Source organism: Sphingobacterium thalpophilum, assembly GCF_901482695.1.
Taxonomy (GTDB): domain Bacteria; phylum Bacteroidota; class Bacteroidia; order Sphingobacteriales; family Sphingobacteriaceae; genus Sphingobacterium; species Sphingobacterium thalpophilum.
Genome location: NZ_LR590484.1, coordinates 4,873,758 through 4,897,380 on the forward strand (window position 1 = coordinate 4,873,758; position 23,623 = coordinate 4,897,380).

The 23,623-nt window shown below is 42.1% G+C and carries 21 protein-coding genes; 17 read left to right on the forward strand and 4 right to left on the reverse strand.

The features are described from left to right. Positions 1-46: 46 nt before the first annotated feature. The 4 genes from FGL37_RS20400 (at position 47) to FGL37_RS20415 (ending at position 2,681) form a co-directional block, all read left to right on the forward strand. Positions 47-1,045: a hypothetical protein gene (locus FGL37_RS20400; RefSeq protein WP_051606763.1), complete on the forward strand. Its 999-nt coding sequence runs from the start codon at positions 47-49 to the stop codon at positions 1,043-1,045. A 226-nt stretch (positions 1,046-1,271) separates the two neighbouring features. Continuing rightward, positions 1,272-1,706 (forward strand): TetR family transcriptional regulator C-terminal domain-containing protein, encoded by a 435-nt coding sequence (locus tag FGL37_RS20405; protein WP_232048794.1) that lies wholly within the window; start codon positions 1,272-1,274, stop codon positions 1,704-1,706. A 199-nt stretch (positions 1,707-1,905) separates the two neighbouring features. After that, entirely contained in the window at positions 1,906-2,364 is a 459-nt protein-coding gene (locus FGL37_RS20410; protein WP_028069634.1) for a hypothetical protein, read from the forward strand. Between the two features lie 2 nt (positions 2,365-2,366). Beyond that, positions 2,367-2,681, forward strand: coding sequence for a DUF3817 domain-containing protein (locus tag FGL37_RS20415; protein ID WP_028069635.1), 315 nt, complete (start codon positions 2,367-2,369; stop codon positions 2,679-2,681). Between the two features lie 85 nt (positions 2,682-2,766). Here the strand turns inward: FGL37_RS20415 and FGL37_RS20420 are convergent, their stop codons facing one another. Further along, positions 2,767-3,861, reverse strand: a complete 1,095-nt coding sequence (locus FGL37_RS20420; RefSeq protein WP_028069636.1) for a hypothetical protein — start codon at positions 3,859-3,861, stop codon at positions 2,767-2,769. Between the two features lie 111 nt (positions 3,862-3,972). Here FGL37_RS20420 and FGL37_RS20425 point away from each other — a divergent pair, with 111 nt between their 5' ends. The 4 genes from FGL37_RS20425 to FGL37_RS20440 all read left to right on the forward strand — a co-directional run bounded on the left by FGL37_RS20425 (position 3,973) and on the right by FGL37_RS20440 (position 8,900). Next, the gene (locus FGL37_RS20425; RefSeq protein ID WP_051606765.1) at positions 3,973-6,360 is read left to right on the forward strand and encodes a TonB-dependent receptor domain-containing protein; all 2,388 of its coding nucleotides are present in this window, start codon (positions 3,973-3,975) and stop codon (positions 6,358-6,360) included. 157 nt (positions 6,361-6,517) lie between these two features. After that, a complete protein-coding gene (locus tag FGL37_RS20430; protein ID WP_028069638.1) occupies positions 6,518-7,105 on the forward strand; it encodes a Crp/Fnr family transcriptional regulator in 588 nt (195 codons plus the stop codon). 55 nt (positions 7,106-7,160) lie between these two features. Further along, positions 7,161-7,886, forward strand: a complete 726-nt coding sequence (locus FGL37_RS20435; RefSeq protein WP_051606766.1) for an MBL fold metallo-hydrolase — start codon at positions 7,161-7,163, stop codon at positions 7,884-7,886. A gap of 192 nt (positions 7,887-8,078) precedes the next feature. Then, complete coding sequence (locus tag FGL37_RS20440) at positions 8,079-8,900, forward strand: pirin family protein (protein WP_262709474.1); 822 nt, start codon at positions 8,079-8,081, stop codon at positions 8,898-8,900. A 240-nt stretch (positions 8,901-9,140) separates the two neighbouring features. On the opposite strand, the gene FGL37_RS20445 is transcribed toward FGL37_RS20440, so the two are convergent. Then, on the reverse strand, positions 9,141-9,776 hold the full coding sequence (locus FGL37_RS20445) for an isochorismatase family protein (protein ID WP_028069640.1): 636 nt from the start codon (positions 9,774-9,776) through the stop codon (positions 9,141-9,143). Between the two features lie 1,266 nt (positions 9,777-11,042). After that, positions 11,043-11,957, reverse strand: a complete 915-nt coding sequence (locus tag FGL37_RS20450; RefSeq protein WP_028069642.1) for an AraC family transcriptional regulator — start codon at positions 11,955-11,957, stop codon at positions 11,043-11,045. Between the two features lie 163 nt (positions 11,958-12,120). Here FGL37_RS20450 and FGL37_RS20455 point away from each other — a divergent pair, with 163 nt between their 5' ends. From FGL37_RS20455 to FGL37_RS20490, 8 genes are all read left to right on the forward strand, one after another. Then, positions 12,121-12,531 carry a GlcG/HbpS family heme-binding protein gene (locus FGL37_RS20455; protein ID WP_028069643.1) on the forward strand — a complete coding sequence of 137 codons (411 nt, stop codon included), beginning with the start codon at positions 12,121-12,123 and terminating at the stop codon, positions 12,529-12,531. 61 nt (positions 12,532-12,592) lie between these two features. Beyond that, a complete protein-coding gene (locus FGL37_RS20460; RefSeq protein ID WP_028069644.1) occupies positions 12,593-13,402 on the forward strand; it encodes an SDR family oxidoreductase in 810 nt (269 codons plus the stop codon). A gap of 224 nt (positions 13,403-13,626) precedes the next feature. Further along, positions 13,627-16,176, forward strand: coding sequence for a tetratricopeptide repeat protein (locus FGL37_RS20465; protein ID WP_028069645.1), 2,550 nt, complete (start codon positions 13,627-13,629; stop codon positions 16,174-16,176). A 94-nt stretch (positions 16,177-16,270) separates the two neighbouring features. Further along, complete coding sequence (locus FGL37_RS20470) at positions 16,271-17,209, forward strand: SPFH domain-containing protein (protein WP_028069646.1); 939 nt, start codon at positions 16,271-16,273, stop codon at positions 17,207-17,209. A gap of 133 nt (positions 17,210-17,342) precedes the next feature. Beyond that, positions 17,343-17,696: a hypothetical protein gene (locus tag FGL37_RS20475; protein WP_138096986.1), complete on the forward strand. Its 354-nt coding sequence runs from the start codon at positions 17,343-17,345 to the stop codon at positions 17,694-17,696. 105 nt (positions 17,697-17,801) lie between these two features. Then, a complete protein-coding gene (locus tag FGL37_RS20480; protein WP_028069648.1) occupies positions 17,802-18,563 on the forward strand; it encodes a PoNe immunity protein domain-containing protein in 762 nt (253 codons plus the stop codon). Positions 18,564-18,587: 24 nt separating this feature from the next. Beyond that, the gene (locus tag FGL37_RS20485; RefSeq protein WP_028069649.1) at positions 18,588-19,544 is read left to right on the forward strand and encodes a hypothetical protein; all 957 of its coding nucleotides are present in this window, start codon (positions 18,588-18,590) and stop codon (positions 19,542-19,544) included. Between the two features lie 376 nt (positions 19,545-19,920). Then, a complete protein-coding gene (locus tag FGL37_RS20490; protein ID WP_081817845.1) occupies positions 19,921-21,033 on the forward strand; it encodes a TlpA disulfide reductase family protein in 1,113 nt (370 codons plus the stop codon). Between the two features lie 132 nt (positions 21,034-21,165). Here FGL37_RS20490 and FGL37_RS20495 read toward each other — a convergent pair whose 3' ends face one another. After that, complete coding sequence (locus FGL37_RS20495; RefSeq protein ID WP_028069650.1) at positions 21,166-22,350, reverse strand: exo-beta-N-acetylmuramidase NamZ family protein; 1,185 nt, start codon at positions 22,348-22,350, stop codon at positions 21,166-21,168. Positions 22,351-23,016: 666 nt separating this feature from the next. Between FGL37_RS20495 and FGL37_RS20500 the strand changes: the two genes are divergently transcribed. Further along, positions 23,017-23,583 (forward strand): hypothetical protein, encoded by a 567-nt coding sequence (locus FGL37_RS20500; RefSeq protein ID WP_028069651.1) that lies wholly within the window; start codon positions 23,017-23,019, stop codon positions 23,581-23,583. Positions 23,584-23,623 lie beyond the last annotated feature (40 nt).

The following is a 23,623-nucleotide window of genomic DNA, read 5'->3' on the forward strand; positions in this document are numbered from 1 at the left end:
TTATTGTTTTACATTTGTGCCATTGGTCCAAAACGAGTCAACATTCATGAATAAGGCTTATATCGTATTATTGGGTATTATCTTTATACCGGCACTTTTGATCGTACTAAACGACAATGGCATAAATTCAAATATTGAAGATAATATTGAGTTCAAGAAGAAGCTTTCCCAATACGGATTATTTCAGGGTAAGTTGTCAGACCTTACGCCAATAGCAGAGGCTGAGCAGCTAGAAGTTTCGTCAGCGCTCTTTACCGATTATGCTGAAAAGCAACGTATTCTTCTGCTTCCCCAAGGTGGAAAGATGGTTGCCCTAGGGAGCGGGCTTCCCGACTTTCCGGACGGTACGATACTGGCCAAGACCTTTTTTTATGTCGACACCGTTAGAAAACCTGGAGCCGGAAAACGTATTATAGAAACGCGACTGCTGATTAAGCATAAATCGCAGTGGAATGCAGCTACCTATAGATGGAACGAGAGGCAAGATGACGCCTTCTTACTGACCAGGGGCGATACCGTTGCAGTTACGTTCTGGGATGAAAAGCGAAGGAATAGGAAAACTGCCTACAAAATTCCATCCAGGGCGGACTGTATCGCATGCCACCGGCAGGGTAGTGGTCTCTTTCCGATCGGCCCCAAACTCAGAAATCTCAATGTCCAAATCGACCGAGGGGATAAGCGAGTGAATCAGCTGGATTACCTCAGACAAAGGGGGAAGCTGGAACTCAAATCGTTAGCGGCAATAGACAAGATGACCGACTATAAGGCTCTTTCCACACCGCTGGACCAGCGGGCACGGGCTTACTTGGACATCAACTGTGCACATTGCCACAGTCCCGGGGGTATTGGCGGCATTACCCAACTTGACCTGAGGTATGAGACTCCAGTGAATGAGACAGGTATCTTGTTCAAGCAAGCGAAAATTGCCGGCAGAATCACCATTTCCGGTGAGCTTCATATGCCCAAGATCGGCACGACCGTTCCTCACGATGAGGGCATCAGGCTAATCTTAGATTATATTGAGCAGCTTGACAAGAAGAAATGAAAATTAAAACGCAGAGAACACCCAATTATGGGTATCTTTCAAAGGACAATAACGAACACAGCGTATTTACCATGAAAAAGGCAGAAACAACCCGGTTAATGATCCTTCGTAAAGCTTTTGAGCTTATCTATGCAAAAGGATACCGGAACACCAGCTCGACGAAATAATTGCCACCACAGCGGTGACCAAGGGAGCATTCTATTATCACTTCAAATCGAAAGATGCAATGGGCCTAGCCATCATAAACGAAATACTAAAACCGACTTTAAACGGAAGTTTTATCGAGCCTTTACGGTCTGGGGCAGATCCTGTCCATAGCATCTACGGGCTGATCCGTTATCTATTGTTGGAAGATGAATTCTTACAGGTCGAATATGGCTGTCCCGCAGCCAATTTCACCCAGGAAATGACGCCCTGGGATTCCAAGTTCACTAAAGTACTGGAAGAGCTTGCGGATGAATGGGCAAAGGTCATGGTGGCGGCACTTGAAAGAGGGCAACAGGATGGGCTGATTCGCGCCGATGTGGTGCCTGGGCAAGTTACGCTTTTTGTCATATCTGGCTATTGGGGCATCCGGAATTTCGGAAAACTGGCAAACAGCAAAACCGTTTATTTGCCCTACCTGAAAGAATTAAAGAATTACTTGGCGAGCCTCAGATAACTGCATTGGGCTATATTGCAGGCAATGCTGAACGTAATGCTCAATTGCCCGCTACAGCTAACCGGAGTAATTTTTTTACATTAAAAACATACCATATAGTATGTTTTTAATGTATCTTTGAAATCGGGAGCCGCGTTCACAAATTCGGCGCGTATCCATTCCGCAAATAATGTATTACAAAGACAAATATCAACATACAATGCACTCCACATTATTACTTTTACATTCATGGACACGATGGCTTGTACTGGGCTTTTTGCTTTATGCGATCTACAAGGCATCCATAGGGTATTTCAAAGACACCCCGTTCACCAAGGCCGATGACAGCGTCAGGCACTGGACGGCAACTATTGCGCATGTCCAACTGATGCTGGGAATCATGCTGTTTACGAATAGTCAGATCGCCAAGGGCTACTGGTCATCGGAATCATTTCAGGATTTCGACATGACCTTTTTTGGGCTGATCCATGTGATCCTGATGCTGGCCTCTATCGTGATACTTACCATCGGGTCGGCCCTCGCCAAGCGCAGGACTGCTGATCGGGAAAAGTTTAGGACCATGCTCCTCTGGTATTCAATCGCTCTGTTAATCATTTTTATCGCTATACCCTGGCCATTTTCACCACTGGCGAATAGACCCTATTTAAGAATACACTAAAGATGAAACACTATTTTATTACATCTGTCGGCCGGCTAAGGCTGCTCGCTTTTTTGGAAGGCGTTTCTTTGCTCGTACTTGTTTTTGTAGCAGTACCGATGAAACATTTTTTTGACAACCCTGCAGCTGTAAAGGCTATAGGTCCTGTGCACGGCGCATTGTTTCTTCTTTTCATTTTCAATGCACTTCGGGTTGGCGTCGAAGAGCGGTGGAAATTTCGGGAAACGACTTGGAAGGTCCTTTTGGCCTGTTTTGTGCCCTTTGGCACATTTTATATCGATTACAGCATTCTTCGCAACCTCGATTCGCGGGACTAAGCCATTGAATAAGCCATTGAATATTTCATGGATGTTTACCGCCTGCCTTTTTTGGGGCATGGCGGTAAATGTATAGTTAGTTTGACTATCCTGCGGACATCACTAGCGTAAGGGACGTAACAAACTCAAGACCTGTAGTTGTCAGTGCCTTAATCGTTATCTTGTAGCTACCAGCCATTAAGCTTTCACTTTTCTTCACGGTAATCTCCCCTGTTTGGGTATTTACGCTAAACAGCTTTTCCGTATCAGCAAACGCGAGCCCATCCTTTTGTATCGAAACAAGCTCAAAAGTAGATTTATATTTCTCGGGATAAAGAGTAGGTGCTGCAGACACATAACCGTTTGAAAGACCAATATGGAGGAGACTGAAATCGATGGTCAGATTTAGGTCGGGGTAATATTGCCCAAACAAAAATTTAATTTGTGGAATGAGGATGACCCTTAAGGTTGTCGAAGCCACAGGAAAACCATCTTTCCTAAGTTCTGGAGTTAGTTCGAACGATTGTTCAGCTTTCTTTTCCGGATCGCCGGCATCTTTGGAAAGTTTGATATTCGCGCCCACGATGGAAGCTATATGTTCCTGCCCATCTTTCATTTTTAAATGAAAGCTAGCGCCAGCAGTAGGAAGCCCAAGAGGATCGATTTCAAAAACAGTCGCTTGGTCACTATACAGCACGTAGGAATAAGGTAACCCGCTGTCGCTTTTTAGCCCCTTGATACCAATCATTCCACTACTTATTTTTAATGAAAAACTTTCCTTGGCTACCACCGCACCATGCGATTCTTTAGCAACCAACGTGATCCTATATTCATCAGGAATACGCGCATCGATGGACTGAGCACCATTTGGATACAGCAGTGCACTGTTAATCTGTATACTTTGGCTTTCGCTATGATATTTAATAGCCTGGTTTAGTCTGTCGCTGAGTTTATATCCGTTACCGATATTGACATCCTGGGTCTGGGAAAAGTCAAAGCTGAACGTCAGTCCAGCAGCTGAGAATAGGTTATCCGACAATTTAATCTCCCGGGTCTCGCCGTAGCGAAGACTAACCTGCGAAGGCAACGACAGCAGGATTTCAGAAGGAGCGGGGGTTGTTTCCTTTTTACAGGATGATAGACCGCTGAACATAAGGATCAGGGCAGCTGTAATAGCAGATCGTGTGTTGATGTATTTCATATCGTTTGAAAAATTTTGACGAAGGTAATGATTGTAAATTATTAATGCAACATTATTGCATTTAATACTTTCTTTTCTATTTTTGCAGCACACACAGGAATAGATTACAATATGGTACCCCATCAGAAAAGAATATTTTTCGCATCCCTGGCTACGTTGGTGACTGCAGGATCTGTACAGGCACAAAACGAAGCATCAGTCGATACATTGCGAAACATCAAGCTGCCGACCGCGCGCGCGACTGGCCTTATCATGGATCAATGGCAGAAGACAAAGCTTGATCGAAATCAGCTGGACCGTGCCCAGGCACAGACGATTGGCGAGACTTTGAGCCATATTTCAGGCGTGCAGAACGCTTCTTTTGGGCCCAATGTGGGGATGCCCATGATACGCAGTCTTAGCGGAAGCAGAGTCAGTGTGTTGAACAATGGTCTTTCGATCAATGATTTATCGGGAATCAGTCCAAACCTAAACCCCAATATTGATATCCACAATCTACGTGAAGTAGACCTGTATAAAGGAGCTTCGACTGTATTATTTGGCGGAAAAGCGATCGGTGGGGCGGTAAATCTGCAAGATAATACGATTCCTATAGCTCGTTTAGAAAAGCGGATCAAAGGCCAGGCGGTATCAGAATTGGGTACGAATAGCGGAAATATCCAATCGCTCTCTCTGAACACCAATATTGGAAATTACTGGGTGGCACATATCGGCGCTATGCGACAAGCGCATGGTCATCTCAAAATACCCGGTAATACTAAAGCTCCGATTGCCTATGATCCAACAATTGATCCACTAACCGCCGCCATGGCACAGGTAAACGTCGAGCGCGAGACCGTTCAAAATCTGACCTTATATCCGTATTTGAGCCGGTTTGTACTCGATAACATGGGCGATCCAACCTGGGGCTTGTCCGAAGCTGATCTATATACCTTCGAAAGTTATTCGTTTATCAATGGCGAAAGGGTACCGAACCCTAAAAATGACAAATATATCGCGGGACAAGATCCAAATACGCCACTTTATTCCGAAGTTGTCCATGGGATTACAGATTACGCTCCTGTGAAAAAGGGCATAATGCCCAACAGTCATGCCGACAGACGTTCGGTTAATGCAGGAGCTAGTTACCTCAGGGAAAACTTTCGGATAGGTCTGGGATTATATGCCCTTGAAGGTTATTATGGTGTCCCCGGATTTGCTCAGCTGAATAGGCCTGTCCACAGCCATACAGCGGCCTGGATTCCGGTCTATGAAGCAATCAATACACGTACTTATTCCTATGCCTGGCAATTGGAATCTGCCTTAAAAACAAAAACAAAACTGATGTCAGAGATCAAACTGAAGTATAGAGGTGAACTATCCGATGATCGCGAACTTCTGGGCAAATATCGTGTCAATAAGTTTGATAGCCAGCGCCATACGCTTCGTACAGAGCTAACACAGCAATTCAGGTTTTTTTGGCATAGTGTCAGCGGATTTGACTTTTCCTATTTGGAATTAAAGGGACAAGGTGAGCGGCGCTATATTCCCAATAGTTCGAGTTGTGAAGGTGGGATGTTTACGTTGCAGTCGCTTGATTTTTACCCGATTGCTTTTAAGCTGGGCTATCGTCATGATTGGGCTAGCCGCCGTGCGCTGAGCGATCCCACTTACCAGCGGAGCCGGGGGCTTTCCGGAGGAAGTCTCTCTGACCGGCATTTTCAGTTAAACCAGCTTTCTGGAGATATGCGATATACCTTATTTGATATTGCTTATGTACAAGCTACATGCTCCCATGCGGAGCGCGCGCCAGGGGTTAATGAGCTTTACGCTGGTAATGATCATTTTGCAATGTTGGTAGAGGAGAATGGGGACGACCGGTTAGTGAAGGAGCTTTCAAACTCCTATGAGTTTTCTGGGGGAATAAAACATGGTGGGTTTAAATTATCGGCCGCCCGTTATCGAAGCTTTTTTAAGAATTATTTATATCTTGCCCATACCGGCATTTCTCGCTCTGGTGGATTCTTGGTAAAAGAATGGCGGGCATCGGACACGGAAATTCACGGCTGGGAACTGGAAGGCGGCTATATGCATACATGGTCTGCAAATCGCCAGGTAGAAATGAATGCTTATGCTGATCTTGTCAAAAATATGAATACCTCCGATGACAGCATGCGTAAATGGGCAGAAGGCGACTACATGCCAAATCTACCAACAAGCCGATATGGAATTTCATTGTCAGTACAATTCAAAAACTTCTTCGGAAGTGGCAATTTCGAACGGTACTTGAAACAACGATATTTAGGTAAAAATATCAATATGGAACCGGCAATGCCTGCTTACTCGCTGGTAGCAGGACAATTGGGTTATAAAATGAGAATTAAAAGCTATGAAATTATGTATTTCATTAGTGGAACAAACCTACTGAATACCGAAGCACGTCCGCAAAACTCAACCCTTAAATACTTGGCGCCACTTCCCGGCCGTAATATTTCGTTCGGTTTAAAATTAATCATATAATAAATGCCGCATGCGTCAGATACTGGCAGGCGTCATGCCGAAGAATTCGTTCGCTACGTTTTTTTGCCCGTACGATAATTGCTAGATTTGGAGACAGGATCTACCATATAATCCATAGACAGCAAATGAACGAAATAAAAGATCGAAATAACACATAATGGCTGATGTATTAACAAGTTATCTATTTTCAACAGGACAGCTATCAGCTGAGGAAGTCGAGTGTTCTATACCGTTCTTCCGGCGCATCATCTTAAAAAAGGGCGACTTTTTTATGCGTGAAGATGAGTTCTGTCGCCACATAGGCTTTATTGCCTGCGGAGCCGTAAAAGCCTATGCTACCGACGACGAAGGGAAGGTAAATATCACCTGCTTTAAGTTTGAAAACGAATTTGTCACCTCGTTTGCTGAGTTTGTGGCGCAGGAAAAATCCTGCAGGAGTATCCAGGCGATAGAAGATAGTATAATCTATGAAATAAACTATCCCGGCTATCAGCATTTGCTACTTAATGTCAATGCTTGGAACAGCATTATAAAGTTGATATTGGAGCAGGAGTATAAACAGAAAGAACGTTATCTACTGAACTACAACAATCGGTCTGCAGTGGATAAATATCGCCATGTCCTGTGCAGTGAACCGATGCTCGTCCAGCGCGTAACTAATCAAGATCTCGCATCCTACCTCGGCATCACCCAGCGGTCGCTTACACGTGCCAAAGGACAAATACATAAACTCAATGTATTATAGGACAAATGTCCTTATCAATGAGAAATCAGTGCTGTACATTTGCGTAAAAAGAACTATGTTACGTCAAATTGCTCCTGAAGTGTACCAGCTTTCACTGCTGCCCCGCGATAGCATTAATTGCTATATTATAGAAGGTGTATTGGTAGACTCCGGTATACGAAGTTCCTATACGGCCATAAAGCAAGCTCTCCAGAGCATTCACGTTTACCAACATATCCTGACGCATGCACACGCAGATCACCAAGGCTGTAGCGATCGGGTATGTGCGGATTTTGACATTCCCTTATTCTGTCATCCTGCTGAAGTATTCAGAACCGAATCAGGCTTGGTAACCAGCGACTACCCAGCTCCGCATCATTGCGTCGCCAGACTTCAACAAAAATATTGGGCAGGGCAGGGGCATTCCGTCGCAGGGACGGTCGTAGAAAACGATAGGATTGGAAACTTTCGGGTCATAGAGACACCCGGACATTCGGCCGGGCACATTTCTTTGTTCCGTGAACGAGACGGTGTTCTCATACTCGGTGACGTAGCGACGAATATGAATCTGCTTACCACAGCCACAGGCCTGCGGCTGCCACCAAAGCTATTTACTTCAGATCAGCAACTCAATATCAAATCATTGCAGAAATTAGCAAAACTGAGTCCTGCTATCATATGTTTTGGACACGGACCCGTCATGCGAAATACCGATCATCAGTTTGAGCGATTTGTGGCTACGCAGCTGCTAAAATCGGATCGTTGGTACAAAGGTCACTCGAGTATTAAGTTTAATGAGTGATACACATGGATGTTATTTCTTAATGTACATTAATCTTTAGAGCAGTTATATAAGGTAAATTTGTATACACCGTTGATGTAACGATGAAATATATTCTCAGCCTGATCAACGATGCGATAAAGCTGTAAAATAGGAGTTCATAAAATGAAAAAATCAATTGAAAAAATCTTTCCTCGTCCAGCCCGCCCAAGTATGGTGGGTGACGGTTTCCGCGTGTTTAATATGGTGCCGGGTAGGGGTATTACAAAGGAAAGAATGAGTCCATTCTTGTTATTAGATTTTAACGCTGAGTATGATTTTGGCCCTTCTGACCATCCTCGCGGTGTTGATGTCCATCCCCATAAAGGATTTGAAACAGTGACAATTGCTTATAAAGGAAGCGTTGCTCACCATGATAGTTCCGGCAATAGTGGAGTTATCCATCCGGGCGATGTACAATGGATGACTGCTGGCGCGGGAATATTGCATAAAGAATATCATGAGGAAAACTTTTCGAAGACAGGTGGTCCTTTTGAAATGGTACAATTATGGGTGAATCTGCCTGCGAAAGATAAAGTCACATCGCCACATTATCAGGCGATCGCGGCTGACCAAATGGGTAAAGTGAAGCTGCCTCAGGGAGCAGGGCTCGTCAATGTAATCGCAGGAAATTTCGAAGATACAAAAGGCCACGCGAGTACGTATACGCCGGTGAACGTGTTCGACATCAAACTGGAAAAAGGCGGTCGCACTGATTTTTCGCTTCCCCGAACGCATAATTCGGCTATACTCGTCGTTAATGGTGAGATCGAGGTGAATGAAGAATTAGTCAAAGAGCATAGCTTTATCCTGTTTAGAAATGACGGAGAAGAGATTTTTATTCGGGCGACGGAAAAAGCCGTATTGCTCGTTTTGAGTGGTGAACCTATCAATGAGCCCATTGCAAGTTACGGTCCTTTCGTGATGAATACTCAGGAAGAGATCTATCAGACCTTTGAAGATTATCAGGCTGGGAAATTCGGGACACTCGATTAAGCTATCATCATAGCAATCGATAATACGGTTGTTCAAAAAGAGAATTGCCCCTCAAAAGTTGGACTAAAACTTTTGAGGGGCAATATTTTTGCAATAACACCCATTTGAGCATCAAATACCTATCCCGCGAACTTAGTATCCATGAAGGCATGATATCCGAATGGGTGAAGAGGACAAGATTACCACGGGACGAACGATTCAATATCATCCCGCGGTAGAACATGCGACTAGAACGCCAATTTATTTTTCAAGAGCGACTTCCTGTGCTTTATAATAACTTTCAATCAAGGCCTGATAATTAGGCATCACCAAAGAAAGTGCGTTGGCATATTTTTGAGCTTCCGTATGTTTCCAGCTCTTCAGTATCTCACTGATTACAGCTGTGGTAGTAATTGGGATGACGCCAGCCATTTGTAATCTTGCTACTGTAACCTGGGTAGACAACGAGCTCATATCGCCGGAAGCATCTATGACAGCGAAAACATCATAACCCTCGGCAACTGCGGAAATTGCAGGGAAAGCCACACAAACACTTGTTAATACACCGGCAATAACCAATTTTTTCTTACCAGTAGCTTTTACAGCTTCAACAAAGCTAGGAGTATCCCAAGCATTTACCTCGCCTGTGCGACCCACATATTGCGCATGAGGCGCAATCTCGTGGATTTCAGGCATCAAAGGGCCGTTAGGCCCTTTTGGTTCAGAGGCCGTCGTGATCACAGGGATGTTTTCGACTGCCGCGATCTGAGCGAGTGCAACAACATTACTCCTTAACGTGGGTACTTCAATGTCCTTCACTGTCTGAAATAGACCACTCTGATGATCAATTAATAGAAATGCGACATCATTCGCATTTATCCGTGTTGTAAGTGCCATAACTTTTAAATTTGATACGAGTGTTTAATTATTTAACTAATTTGTTTAACATTTAAAAGGTCGCAAATAGTTCCTTTCACTTCAAACAGTACGGGTGTGTTATAAACTCCCAAAAGGATAGGTGCGCCGTTTGCTTTCGTTAGGTAAAGTTAAAGAGAGAAGTTATGGCGAAGAATAAGGTATATTAAGTATTAAACTTAATATACCTTAAGTATTCCACATTGTGATCAATGGGACTCTATATATCAAAAGAATAAAAACTATAGCTATTAGACTATAGTACTTAAAAATTCAGGGGTCACACCAATATAAGAAGCAATATGTTTTTTGGGAAGAGACCTGATCAAGTCGGGGTAATGCTTGCAAAATTGCTCATAACGTTCTTTTGCCTGCATATTCAACGTCTCGACCAAACGTTGTTGGCTTCGTATATAAGCTCGCTCAGTAATTAACCGAAAGTACCGTTCCATCTGAGGTATAGATTGATAAAGCATTTCTTGGTCCGAGTTTGCGAGCATGATTATTTCACTATCGAATATCGCATCTATATACAATATGCTGGGCTGTCTATATTTTAGGCTATTGAGGTCTCCGATCCACCAACCTGAAGGGGCAAACTGCAGATTACGCTCAATTCCGTTTTTGCAGGCCGAATAGCTTCGTAGACAGCCGGAGTTAACAAAAATACCATGTCGTTGAATGTCTCCTGCTTCAAGTAAATATTGCCGACGTCTTACCTTTTTGACTTTCAGAAGTGAAATTACAAATTCCTGTTCTTGCAGGTTTAATGTAACATGCTCGGCGATACTTTTTAATATGAGGTCGAATTACATTGATTTAGTAAATTTAATAGAAATTTACTAAATCAATGGTAGATCCACAGATTTTTCAGATGATTTATTCGCTCCGAAAGGATAAGTACTGACTGAAAATATGTGGGGTCGAGTGGCCTCATATATTGGAGATTCCGGAAGAATCTGAGAAAAAACTAAATCCCGGTAAGAGAAATTATCTGCAAGAAGTATAAACTATTTTAGTGACGGTAGCACAAGATGGAAAGCGACATTTCGGCTTAAACTTGGTAGACCAATGACTCGTATCTAAAAATTTTGGAAGAAATGCAAATAGAAGGATTACGGTTAGGCCCGCATCAGTACTTCGAAACTGAACGGGTAACTTGTACCGCATACCGCGCACATTTACATTCTTTTGACTGAATTTTTCGGATAGCCAAGCAGAGAAGAAACGAAAATAATAAAGCCATGGCTACCGTATTGCCGTTTTTCGATACGTATTGGGTGTTACACCTGTGTATTTTTTAAAAAAGAAATTAAAATTGGGCTGATCCGAAAATCCCACGGCATAACTTATCTGTTCTAAGGACCATGATGTCTGCAGCAAAAGAGCTTTACTTTCATCTAACAACCTTGCCTTTATGTGCGTACTCACATTTTGCCCGGTTCTTTTTTTTAATATTCGATTCAAATAATTTGGATGCAGCTGCATGGAATCGGCAAATTCCTGAGCGGTCCTCAGCTTAATTGGATTCTCATAATTGATCTTAGCAATCTCTTGCTCAAGCAGTCCGAAAAAGCGGTGGATATGATCATAATCATCTTCTGTATGTTCGGGAACGACAGTTTTCGACATTCTTGCACTATCAATCATCAACAATTGGATATATGCTTGGATAGCTTCTGCACCCAATTGATTTTCCTGTTCCTGATACATACTTTCCCAAAGCTGTTTAAATCCGGGTAAATCACTCTCTTCAACACAGATTACACTTTTGTTTTTGTCGCTAAACAAGGCCAATCTGTCAATTGTAGACTTCAGCATAGGATGATGATTGATAAAATCTTTCTTAAACAATAGGTAGTACCCAGCGGATTCACCTGATGTTTTCTGCCAGGAGATAATATCATTTGGATGAATATAAATAATCGTAGGTCTGTCAATCTGATACTTGTTTAGCCCCAGCGTAAACACTCCGTAGCCGCCCGTGATCATTAGTATTTTATAGAAATTCCGTCTATTGGCCGAAAGATAATTTCTACAATCCTCAATTTCTCGATTAAATACTTTGATCTGCTTAGAATCAAGGGATTCCCTATAAATAGGCGTCAACTCAGGAAAGTTTCGAAGAAGGTCAATTTCCTTGTGGTCCGAACGGGTTTTCATAGATCTAATATCTGGTTTTGTCCTATAAAGATAGGAAAAGTGGGAAAAAAGGACAACAGGTTTGATTTTCATAATAACAGGGATTTTTTTCCTATAAGGAACCGGTTAAATCTGTTGCAACTTTGTCATAGCAGAATGAAACAAATATAAAACTTACAACATTATGGAAATCAATCTTGATGAAACACGACAAGTTGTACAGATGGCCAGAGCCAAAGCGATACAACTGAATGTAAATGCCAACATTGCTGTCTTAGATACAGCGGGGCATTTGAAAGCGTTCGAAAGAATGGATTATGCTTTTTTAGGGTCAATGGATATTGCCATAAAAAAAGCGAAGACCGCCAGTCTTTTCAGAACGAGCAGCGAAAACGTGGGCGAATATCTAAAGCCCGAAGCCGCTACCTATGGGATGATAGACACAAACGGCGGATTAGTCGGTTTCGCAGGTGGCCTGCCTATTGTAAAGGATAACGAAATCATTGGATACATCGGAGTTTCAGGGGGAGCAGTTACCGAAGACCTTCAAATAGCGACCGCAGGAGCGGAAATTTTCCATCAAAGTGCAATTTAATAGTTCAAAAAAACACAAAGGCAATAACCAATAATAATTACTAACTCAAAAATTTACAATAATGAAAACTAAAACAATTTTAATTACAGGAGCAGGTTCAGGCTTCGGCAAAGGAGCAGCAATAGGGATGGCTAAAAACGGACATAACATCATCGCCACAGTGCATGTATCGTCACAGGTGACCCCACTTCGCGAAGAAGTAGCAGCATTGGGTCTATCCAATAAGATCCGTGTGGAGCGTCTGGACCTTACCGATCAGTATGACATCAAGCAAGCTTTAAAATGGGATTTTGATATACTCTGGAACAATGCAGGTATGGGAGAAGCAGGACCAGTGTGGGAGATTCCTGTGGATCTGGTCAGAAAAAATTATGAGGTCAATGTCTTTTTACCCTTAGTTCTAACTCAGGGCGTCGTCCAACGATGGGTAAGAGAAGGTAAAAAGGGAAAAGTGGTATTCACTTCATCCATGGGAGGTTTGTTTACACCGGCCAACTGGGGAACCTACGTGTCTACCAAGCACGCACTGGAATCCTTTGCAGAAGCCTTGCAGCAAGAACTTCAGGCATACGGGATCAAAGTACAGACTATCAATCCGGGAGCCTATTACACTGGCTATAATGAAACCATGGCAGACAATCCGTTCCGTTGGTTAGATGATGAAGTCAACTTCACCAAACGAGCTGACCTGCGCAAAGGATTTGATGACTTCTTTGCAACTCCAGAGGGCAAAATGGATCCGCAAGAAATGATCGACCGTATGATCGATATTGTACCTTCTGATGAAGGAAAATTCAGAAATGTCGTTCCTAAGGTAATTGAAGACATGTTGAAAGATCATCAGTTAAAAGCTTGGGAAAATACAATTTAATTACAGGAAGGCGCCAAAAGGGCGCCTTTCTTCTTACGCTGAGAGCATCCGTCCCCATAATCCCATTCTGTTGTCGATAGTGGTACATGTCCAATTTTTTACGGACGGTTTACCTAATTTGTGATCGGAATTCTTTAGTTTTGGTTGTACTAACTAGAGAAACATCAAAATATTGTCTCCTCTACAAAGGGAATGTTTGGAAAACTCAGAAATACGGACGAACAATGATATTGAAAGAAAGAATCAGCCACAACTACCTGAAATACCTGCTTACCGGGGTACTTTCGGCAACGCTGGTTACAGGATATGCGCAGGAAGTGGACAAGCAGCGAAAAGAGAAGAAAGAGAAGCCACAGTCCAGTGAGCAACGGGATGAAGGGCAAGTGGCCACTATGGATTCCATTGATGTCGTACGCGACTACCGGCCGTTGTTGGCCGATGCCGTTAAGGTTCGCAGAAGTCCCGATATGCGCCATATCAACCGGGAAGCCATTGAAGCTGAACTGCGCCAAATTGCGACCGCTACCTATTTTTCAAGAAAGGGATTCAGGCAAGCTTATTACCACGAGTTACTGAAACGGCATCCCAATGCTTCACGCAACAATATTGATAATTATCGCATTAGCTTTCTGGCCTACCAAGCACACGAATACGAAAGAGCGGCCTCTATCTTGCGGTCGCTAGTGGCTTCAGATGCTTTTTATCAAGGTTCCATAATGACTTTAGGTCATATTGCGATGGAAACTGGCGATAAACAAGGCGCACGAAATGCATTTGTTAAGGCGATGAACTTGGATTTCGACCCACAATTAAAAGTAGATGGACTATATAACTATGCCAAGATCCTGTTCGAATTGGACTCTACCCAGGCCGCACAGCAAGTTCTCACGAGATATATCACTCAAGAATATGGTGATCTTGATCCGGGTACCCAAAAACAAGAACGTCCCGAAACACTGTCAGCTCAAATCTTACTGGGCACCAGTAACTTTCATGCTGGGGTAAGTCTACTGGAATCGATAAAGGATCGGGCAAGGGAAACAGATGCGACCTATCAAAAGGCAACGTACTACCGTGGCTTGGAGTTTTATAACGAACGTGCTTTCGAAAATAGTATATCGATGTTCATGAGATCGGAAAAATTTCCGGTTGATGCAGAAATGGCTGCATTGGCCACCTATTGGAAAGCGGAAGCGATGTATGAAGTGCGGAAATACGGCGAGGCGGTGGAAAATTTCTCCCGTTTCCTTCGGTTGCCTGCCGCCCGAAATACTGAAGTATACAATTATGCAAATTATGGCCTGGCATATGCAGCATTCCGCAATAACAGTTTTGGTATGGCGGCCGATTATTTTGAACGTTTTCTGGCTGCCGAGGGAAGTTCTGTAGATCAGAGCATACGTTATGACGTCATCGCACGTTTGGGCGATTCTTATTTGTGTCTACGCAACTATGGTCGCGCCAACCAGTACTATGATCAGCTGATCAACAGTAAAGCTCCCAATCAGGACTACGCTTTGTTCCAAAGAGGCGTTATCTTTGGATTGCAGGGAGACAATGAAACCAAATTAAGTACCCTGCGGTCTGTCGTAAAACAATTTCCAAGCTCCAACTATGCAGATGACGCGGCTTTTGAGATCCCATACACATACTTCACTATGGGAGATTATGACCGGGCTATCGAAGGCTTGCAGGCTATGATAGACAAGTATCCACGTAGTAGCTATCTTCCCCGGGCATTAATGACGATAGGACTCGTGCAGTACAACAACGATCAGCCCGAGGCAGCAAAAGCGACCTTCCAAAAGGTCGTGGAGAGATATGCCAAGACCGATGAGGCACAACAAGCAATGCGTTTCATCGAGAACATCTACCTCGATCAGGGCGATGCGTCGAGCTATATCCGTTATGCGATCGGCACTGATGTCAGTAGCCTGAGTCCTTCGGAGCAAGATGATATGGCGTTCAAAGCAGCCCATTCTTTGTTTACCAAGGGAGAGTATGCCGCAGCTGTGGAAGCGATCAACGCCTATTTTGATAAGTTTCCAAAGCCCAAACAAGAGAAATACGCGCGTTACATCCGCGGGGTCAGCTCATATCGTACCGGGCATCCTAAGGAGGCGTTGCACGACCTAAATATCATCCTGAATGACTGGACGAGCAAATATACAGAGAATACCCTTCTGACGGTTGCTGCGCTATATCTGGAGCTCAAAGAGTACAATGAGGCCATAGTACACCTCAAAAAATTAGAGCTCAATTCAGAATATAGAAAACATTATGGCTACGCTGTAACTAACTTGATCGCGTGTTATTTCGAACTCGGCGATATGGAGCAGATGGCCAAGTATGTAAAGTTGATAAAAGAGTACCCTGGCGCTTCTGAGGAGGAAATTGCCAAGGCATACTTATATAGCGGAAGAGCCTTATTACAGGAGGGTAACAAAGAGTCCGCCATGAAAGAGCTCAGTCTCGCCGCTCTCAAGAGCCAGGGAGCGGTCGGTGCAGAGGCACGGTATCGTGTTGGACAACTGCAATATGAAAATAAGCAATACGATAAAGCCCAAGAAACGGCCTTTGATGTGATCAATAATAGGGGAGCACACGAGTACTGGGTGGCCAGAAGTTTCCTATTGTTAGCAGATATCTATACCCGCAAGGGCGACACTTTCCAGGCAAAGAGTACATTGAAAAGCTTAATTGATAATTATGAAGGCAATGACGATATCGTTCCATCTGCCAAAGAGCGTTTACAGAAATTGAGCAAAAAGTAGTTGGCAACTTATTCTTACCGAAAAATAATGGGATTGCTATAGGAATGACGATGTAAAGACGTAAATTTGTGTATCATCAATCAAAATTTAAGTTATGATATTTTTAGGAGTTATCGTCTTTTTCGGACTTATCACATTATTTGCATCTTTTTTTACGGTAAAACAGGAAACCGCCGCTGTGGTTGAGCGATTAGGCAAGTTTTTAAAGGTAAGCCACGCCGGCTTGCATTTAAAAATTCCTTTTTTGGATCAGATTGCCAAACGTTTGAATCTCAGAATACAGCAATTGGATGTGATCATCGACACCAAAACATTGGATAATGTTTTCATAAAGATAAAAGTCTCTGTTCAGTACCAAGTGATCAGAGAAAATGTGAAAGACGCCTATTATCGTCTGGAAAATCCTGAAAATCAGATCACATCCTATGTTTTTGATGTTGTTCGTGCGGAAGTGCCGAAAACAAAATTGGATGATGTTTTTGTACGAAAAGATGATATAGCAAACGCTGTAAAAAGCGAGTTGCAGGACGCCATGCAAAGCTATGGTTACAATATTATCAAAGCTTTAGTGACGGATATTGATCCCGATGAACAGGTAAAACACGCCATGAACAGGATTAACGCTGCAGAGCGTGAAAAAACAGCTGCAGAGTATGAATCTGAAGCACAAAGAATACGAATTGTTGCGGTTGCGAAGGCCGAGGCAGAATCCAAAAAACTTCAGGGGCAGGGGATAGCAGACCAGCGGAGAGAGATTGCCAAAGGACTGGAGGAATCGGTGAAAATGTTGAACGCCGCTAATATTAACGCTCAGGAAGCCTCTGCTTTAATTGTCGTTACTCAACATTACGATACGTTGAATGCCATTGGAGCCAATAGCCGAAGCAATTTGGTGCTGCTGCCCAACTCGCCGACAGCGGCGAGCTCCATGTTGAATGATTTGGTCGTTTCTATGGCAGCAGCGCAAAAAATCAATGAAGACAACAAAGTCCAATCGTCGGACTTCCCCAGAACCAGAGGCCCTCAGGAATAAATAACTGTTAAATTTAAATTCCAGATCAGGTGGGCATCCATCGGCAGCATAGGAACATAAAAAGAGTCCAAAGTTTGCCTAATGAGATCAGCTGTTGGAAGAATATTTGATTTTGATAAGGAATAAAATTAAGATGAAGCAGATATTATTTATTTTAGCTTGGTGTCTAAGTATGAGTTGCAACAGCCAGATGCAGCAAGATGCTAAGCTGCTCGGTAAGTGGAGCGGCTTGATGAAGGAATCAGAAACAGGAAATCCGGTCGAAAAGATTATTCTTGAATTTAAAGAAGATGGACAATTTATTCAGTATCTGGGAGAAGGTAAAATGCAGAATAAGATCGAGTCCACCTATAGAATTCACAATAATAAATTAATTACCGTGGAAAATGAAACCAAAGACGAGACTGAGGGGATATATACGGTGAAGAATGATACATTGACGGTTCTGTATGAAGGTATAGAGAATAAGTACGTAAGATTTAAATAAAAGTTATACTCGCTTGCCTCTTTGATCAGCAAATGTACAGAGTGGCCTTAGGATTTCGTTTAATCAGGTTGCTCTAGACAACTGGTTACTAAAGCAATAAAAAGCATGGGATTTTTCAGTAAGATTTTTGGGGCAACAAGAGAGCATAAGGAACCGCAAAAAGTAAGGGCCCAGTATAAAGATAGTAAATACTTCAATAAGGAGCTCGAAAGAATAAATTTGTGGATTAGCGATGACGATGAAGACTTCCAACGGTATGAAGAGAAAAACGGTAGGCTAGAAAACCATCATTTTATTGAAGCCTGCAATATCAGGCTTCAGAAACTTCAGGTTGACTACGCTAAAGGAGAGCCGATCGATCAATTAATTCCCACTTTAGATGCAGCGATAGACTTTCTCCTTAAGGCAGATCCCCAAGAGTTCAAAAATAATTCACTATTTATTAAATGCTGTTCATTGTTATTTCTTGTTGACAGGTTACAGGAGCACACTGCAGCGGTGCATCGTTTCATAAACGCTTGGGAAAACAGTCCTATAGAATCATCATTTAAACCAGTCCGATTGATTTATTTTCTTACAGGACTTGATAATAAAGGCATAAGTACCAATGATTACAAACCATTTGTTGTCTTACAAAAAATTATAGATCTTCCTATTCGAGAAGCAGGAGCAGCCCTTGTTCAATATCTTGAAGAGTGGTATTCTCTTCACAACGAAGAAGCGTGGTACGATTCACATCTAAGAGAATGGGGCTATACCGGTTACTGGTCATGGGAAGCCGCTGCAATTGCCAAAAAAATGGAATTGGATAGCAGTCGTTTCAAAGACAACCCATATTTTCCATACGACATATTTTTATCCAAGTAAAAGGGCTGAAACTAATTCAAATAGATGAAAAAGATTGAAAAGGAGTTTAATAATTCGGTCCATCAAAATTTTGATGAGATACAACAATCGTTAATTCGCTTGTTTGACCGGGTTATGGCCGCCGCTTCTAATCATGAGTATTGCGGTTTGTTGAACTCCAATACCTGGGGCGATCACTATCATAAGCTCTCATTCTCAGAATTATTTTTGATGAACCTAAATGACAAGGAGATACTGGGAATATTGAATATCGCCATTTACCAAGCGGTCGTTGACAACGACTATAAGCAGCTGTTAAACGGCATATTTACCTATTCACGACTGAGGCTGTTGAATCGGGCATACCTTTCCGGACCTGCTGACTGGATCATAGTCGAAGGTGCAGTCAACAACGACACCGAACTGCAAGGTTTAGTATACACCAAGTCACTTGCTTTGGATAATACGGTTTCCTATGACAAAACACTGCTGTTAAGTAGAAACCTACTCAGAGCAATAGTGATCGAGCCTGATTTGAAGAATGAGACAAAGGAACTCTATTCAAAATTAATCGGCGAGGTTACATCAAAGTTTGACAGAGCGTTTTTAGAATACCTATATGGTGTGATTACAGGAGATTACCAGCTCATTAGGGCGAACTTCGAAGAAATGGAACAGTGTTATAGCAGGTGCCAGTGGCTGTCTTCCGGCTGGTATCGGGAAGCAGGGCTGAATAAAACCGTCCCGGTGTTTCTTTTGGGTCTTTACCAGCTAAAAAATGTTGTTAATAATAGTATCGAGCTTCCATTAAAAAACGAGTATTTAAGGGAAGCTAGCCATGTTATACGTGAGTCTCCAGACTATAAACCGCAAATTTTTAAACCATTTGAAGGTAGTCTCCAGTTTTTAAACGACATATTAATCAGCGATTTTGTTCCTTTTTATCGCGGTTACAGAGCAAAAATAGAAGCAATAAGGAAAGTCGTCGGGAGAAGCAACTAAGCAGCGTATGATTTGATCATTTCTATGGCACACGACAATCACTAAAGAAAGTAAAATTCAACAACTGAACTTCCGCTGATAGAAACAATTGTTTTGAAGAACCAGAATTTCACAGCGATAAAACAGCAAAGAACTGTATGCATAAAGAGAAGGCTCCATTATATAGAAGAGTCAATGCCAAGACTTGCGGCATTAAACACAATCCGCTTACTTCAAATCACCAATCCGACATTAACCGCTAAGGATATGAAGCCGTTCTGTTCTTGTTGTAAGCATACTTTCAATGGCGTATTGTTCGGAGCAGATCTGATCAATTTATAATTTGGATTCTTGCCCAATAGCTGATAGCTTAGTCAATTATAGATCTATTTCAAAAATGATGAGAAAACCAGTCAAATTAGCTTTGGTTCCGTTACTATCAATCCCTTTGATCACAATAGGGCAGACCGATGAGACCTTTACTATTCATGGTAAGATCGACACCATTCCGAATGCAAAATATCGGATCATGTATAAAAATAATGATAAAGTAATTCGTGATTCACTACAGTTGTCGGCTGATCGAACCTTTACTTTTAGAGGCAGTATCGGAGAACCGACACACTTTAATTTAATTATCGACAATACTTTCAATCCCCGGCTGGTAAAAGATCAAATTGTATACGCATTTTGGGTTTCTCCGGGTGACAATTTAATTTTCCATGGCCTTACAGGTTGGCTGTCGGGCAGTAAAGATAATTTGTATACAGACGAGTCCAAATATGAATTGAAAGGTTCGGCGCTGGATAAATCAGCCTTAGACTATGTTGAAAAGCAAAGAACCCTATATCTTACCGATAAAGACCAAGACAATAAAACGAGACAGGTAGATAGCTTAAAAAGAAGATTTATTCAAAATAATCCGAACAGCTTTTACAGCCTCTACCTACTGAACAGATCGTTTCGAACCTGGAAAGATCAACCTGAATTATTGGACTCATTGTATAACGGCCTGTCTGCCCAGCTCAAAAATAGTTATTCCGGTATATTACTGTATAAAAAGATGATGGCATCTGCTCAGTTGGAGATTGGAAAAAGCCTTCCCACGTTTGAACTGCCCAATGCTGATGGAAAGCTCATTAGCCTCGACGATTTCAAAGGAAAATATGTCTTGGTAGATTTTTGGGCGAGCTGGTGTGGCCCATGCCGCCAGGAATTCCCTTATTTACGGTCACTGTATAACGAATATCGATCGAAAAATTTTGAGATCTTAGGAATATCCATCGATGAAATAAAAAAAGATTGGCTTCAGGCTGTCCATGACGAAAATTTGACTTGGACAAACCTATCCGATAGTGGAGGCTTTAAAGGTGAACTCTTCCAGATCTTTGGTCTCAACGGTGTTCCAGATAACTTTCTGTTAGATAGGAACGGAAAGATTGTGGCGCGCAACCTTAGAGGTCATGAGTTAAAAACGGTATTGGAAAAACTAATTGCGCAAACTAAGTAAGATCGTCTACTTTTTGCTTTGTCGCCCGTGATCTTAACCGAAAACGCCACGGGCCCCTTTAACCCTTAGATTCGCGCCATGAAGGAATCATTCCTGGTTGTTGTCAAGTCGAAAGTGCTTACGAGCGTTCAATTATGGATATAGTAAATACTTTTCACGCATCAGCTTGTATCTATCAAGGCCGGGCTTCCAGCTTTTACGGATATCATCTTCGTTCATGCCTGATATTATCTGCTCTTCTAACAATTGGCCTCCTGCCAACTTATCGAAGATGACAATTTCCTTGCTCTGTTTATTATCAAAGAATATTTCTTTATTAGGAAAGTTGCGATAGGTTTCAATTAGCCATGACAGATTTATTTTCTTGTCACTTCTAACCTTCTTTAGATCCACATTTCGCAAGTCCAGTCCAAAACACACTTTTCCTAGATGAATCGGCGTAGCACTCATGTTCGCGATACTTTGAGGCGTGAATGAGAAGTCATAGATGCCCTTGAAATGCGGCGCTCCAATTACCGTGAACGGAAATTTTGTACCTCTTCCTTCACTCAATACCGTTCCTTCGAATAAGCATGTAGACGGGTACAACAGAACAGCCTGGTAGGTGTTGATATTAGGCGACATATGAACAGGTGGAATATATTCCATGTCATGACTATAGTTGGCGACCGGTATAATCTTTATATTACATTTGATGCCATTTGCCAGCCAGCCTTCACCATTGATCATCTGAGCATATTCGCCAACTGTCATACCATGAGTAATTGGCACCGGGTGCATGCCAATGCCCGATTGATATTTCATGTCGAGGATAGGACCGTCGATGAAGTATCCGTTCGGATTCGGCCGGTCCAAAATGAGCAGTTCCTTGCCATTCTCCGCACAAGCTTCCATAACACGGTGCATGGTTCCTATATAGGTGAAATACCGCACTCCAATATCTTGTATATCGAAAATCATTAAGTCAACATCCTCTAACATCTTCTTCGTGGGCTTGTTCGTTCTTCCATAAAGGGAAACTACTTTTATTCCCGTTTTGGAGTCAACATCGTCTTTTACCTTGACACCAGCTCCAACGTCACCACGAAAACCATGCTCAGGACCAAACACTTTAATTATGTTGACTCCCAAGGATAAGAGACTGTCAACACTTAATTTGTTTCCAATACGAGAAGTTGGGTTCACCACCATCCCAATTCTTTTACCCTTCAGGTAGTCAATATATTCCGGTATTCGATCTGCCCCCGGTGTTATCTGTGAAATTGCAGATTGGGCAATCAAAAAGAAGAGGCAGATAAGGGCGGTGAATTTTTTCATTTTCATAAGGATTTATGTTCTAAGTAAAAAGGTGCTGTAGATAAGTTTATAATGGATATAAGCTTTATCAGAAGTTGATATACACTTTTTCTAAAGTTTAATATAAGAATATAGATAAAAAACCAAATACGCAAGAAAACGCAAAAATAATCTATAACGTATGCGTTTTGAGCTTATATAAATGTTAGTGTGCCGATAAATAAATCCACAAACAAATCCATCCTGCATTTAAGTTCTAGCGTTAATTTAATCTATTCTGACAGAGGTGTCGACTACCAAAGAGAACATAGAATAATAATGATAAAAATCGGTAACAAATTGAAACAGAAAGGCTGTTCATCTCTTTGTTTTTAAATTATCTTTCAAAAAATATAAAACTTTAAACGATATTGCATAATATTAAGCATTAAAGGCGGGCAGTTCCATTTTTGGTTGATAATCCAATAGGGGGCAGTCTAGATAATAAACCAGGGTGAAAATCAATTATAAAATAAATCAAGATCAAAAATAAACCAAAAATGAAAAGAAGAACCTTCCTGCATGCTTTAAATCCCGGCATCGTAAGAGCAAATTATATCATGGTGAACGAAATGCCACATCTTTTACAAGTATCTTGAGCGATGCCTCTCAGGAAACGAATGCTCCATTGATCAAAAAGTAAATTAAATGATAAAGAAGATGCTCCTTGTTTTAGTCATGTCAATATCCACATGGGTTATTTTTCAGGCGAAAGGACAAACAGAAAAAAATAGCAAATACGATTTTTTTGACACTGTCGTAAACAATCACAATCAAGTCTTTGAGGTTTCAGGCATCCCGTCAGCCATAGAAATGACGCTAAAGTATTGTAAAGCCGTGGGTTTTAATTTTTATGACCTGCAATATAAATGGCAGAATAAAGCCGACGGCTCTTTCCACGACTTTGACAATAAGGAATTTTATGGTGTTACATTTTCGCACAAGTTTGTGATGGCACGAAATGAAAATTTTCCGATCGACAGCCTTTTCCAAACGATAGAAAATGAACTGAAGTCTGGAAAAAAGGTTATTATCGCATTGCAGCTGGAAAACAGCTGGCCTATTTTTGTTGTCCACAAACAAACTCCAGACGGAGAATTTGTTTCTTACAGCAAATTAGGAACCCATACGCTAATACTTAGGAATACGAAAGAACTGGTGAGACGGTCTAGGGGTACAGAAATCATGACCTATAGCAATGCGTCTGGTCTGTAGGGTGATGTCAGCATCTCCTGTGTTATAATCATAAAATAAG

Bases quoted from the DNA above. Each gene is read 5' to 3' on its own strand.
- FGL37_RS20440 (WP_262709474.1), top strand. From the start codon at position 8,079: ATGGTGGGTGACGGTTTCCGCGTGTTTAATATGGTGCCGGGTAGGGGT.
- FGL37_RS20420 (WP_028069636.1), bottom strand. From the start codon at position 3,861: ATGAAATACATCAACACACGATCTGCTATTACAGCTGCCCTGATCCTT.
- FGL37_RS20410 (WP_028069634.1), top strand. From the start codon at position 1,906: ATGCACTCCACATTATTACTTTTACATTCATGGACACGATGGCTTGTA.
- FGL37_RS20445 (WP_028069640.1), bottom strand. From the start codon at position 9,776: ATGGCACTTACAACACGGATAAATGCGAATGATGTCGCATTTCTATTA.
- FGL37_RS20430 (WP_028069638.1), top strand. From the start codon at position 6,518: ATGGCTGATGTATTAACAAGTTATCTATTTTCAACAGGACAGCTATCA.
- FGL37_RS20405 (WP_232048794.1), top strand. From the start codon at position 1,272: ATGGGCCTAGCCATCATAAACGAAATACTAAAACCGACTTTAAACGGA.
- FGL37_RS20425 (WP_051606765.1), top strand. From the start codon at position 3,973: ATGGTACCCCATCAGAAAAGAATATTTTTCGCATCCCTGGCTACGTTG.
- FGL37_RS20455 (WP_028069643.1), top strand. From the start codon at position 12,121: ATGGAAATCAATCTTGATGAAACACGACAAGTTGTACAGATGGCCAGA.
- FGL37_RS20415 (WP_028069635.1), top strand. From the start codon at position 2,367: ATGAAACACTATTTTATTACATCTGTCGGCCGGCTAAGGCTGCTCGCT.
- FGL37_RS20450 (WP_028069642.1), bottom strand. From the start codon at position 11,957: ATGAAAACCCGTTCGGACCACAAGGAAATTGACCTTCTTCGAAACTTT.
- FGL37_RS20500 (WP_028069651.1), top strand. From the start codon at position 23,017: ATGATAAAGAAGATGCTCCTTGTTTTAGTCATGTCAATATCCACATGG.
- FGL37_RS20435 (WP_051606766.1), top strand. From the start codon at position 7,161: ATGTTACGTCAAATTGCTCCTGAAGTGTACCAGCTTTCACTGCTGCCC.
- FGL37_RS20465 (WP_028069645.1), top strand. From the start codon at position 13,627: ATGATATTGAAAGAAAGAATCAGCCACAACTACCTGAAATACCTGCTT.
- FGL37_RS20485 (WP_028069649.1), top strand. From the start codon at position 18,588: ATGAAAAAGATTGAAAAGGAGTTTAATAATTCGGTCCATCAAAATTTT.
- FGL37_RS20480 (WP_028069648.1), top strand. From the start codon at position 17,802: ATGGGATTTTTCAGTAAGATTTTTGGGGCAACAAGAGAGCATAAGGAA.
- FGL37_RS20460 (WP_028069644.1), top strand. From the start codon at position 12,593: ATGAAAACTAAAACAATTTTAATTACAGGAGCAGGTTCAGGCTTCGGC.
- FGL37_RS20495 (WP_028069650.1), bottom strand. From the start codon at position 22,350: ATGAAAAAATTCACCGCCCTTATCTGCCTCTTCTTTTTGATTGCCCAA.
- FGL37_RS20475 (WP_138096986.1), top strand. From the start codon at position 17,343: ATGAAGCAGATATTATTTATTTTAGCTTGGTGTCTAAGTATGAGTTGC.
- FGL37_RS20400 (WP_051606763.1), top strand. From the start codon at position 47: ATGAATAAGGCTTATATCGTATTATTGGGTATTATCTTTATACCGGCA.
- FGL37_RS20470 (WP_028069646.1), top strand. From the start codon at position 16,271: ATGATATTTTTAGGAGTTATCGTCTTTTTCGGACTTATCACATTATTT.
- FGL37_RS20490 (WP_081817845.1), top strand. From the start codon at position 19,921: ATGATGAGAAAACCAGTCAAATTAGCTTTGGTTCCGTTACTATCAATC.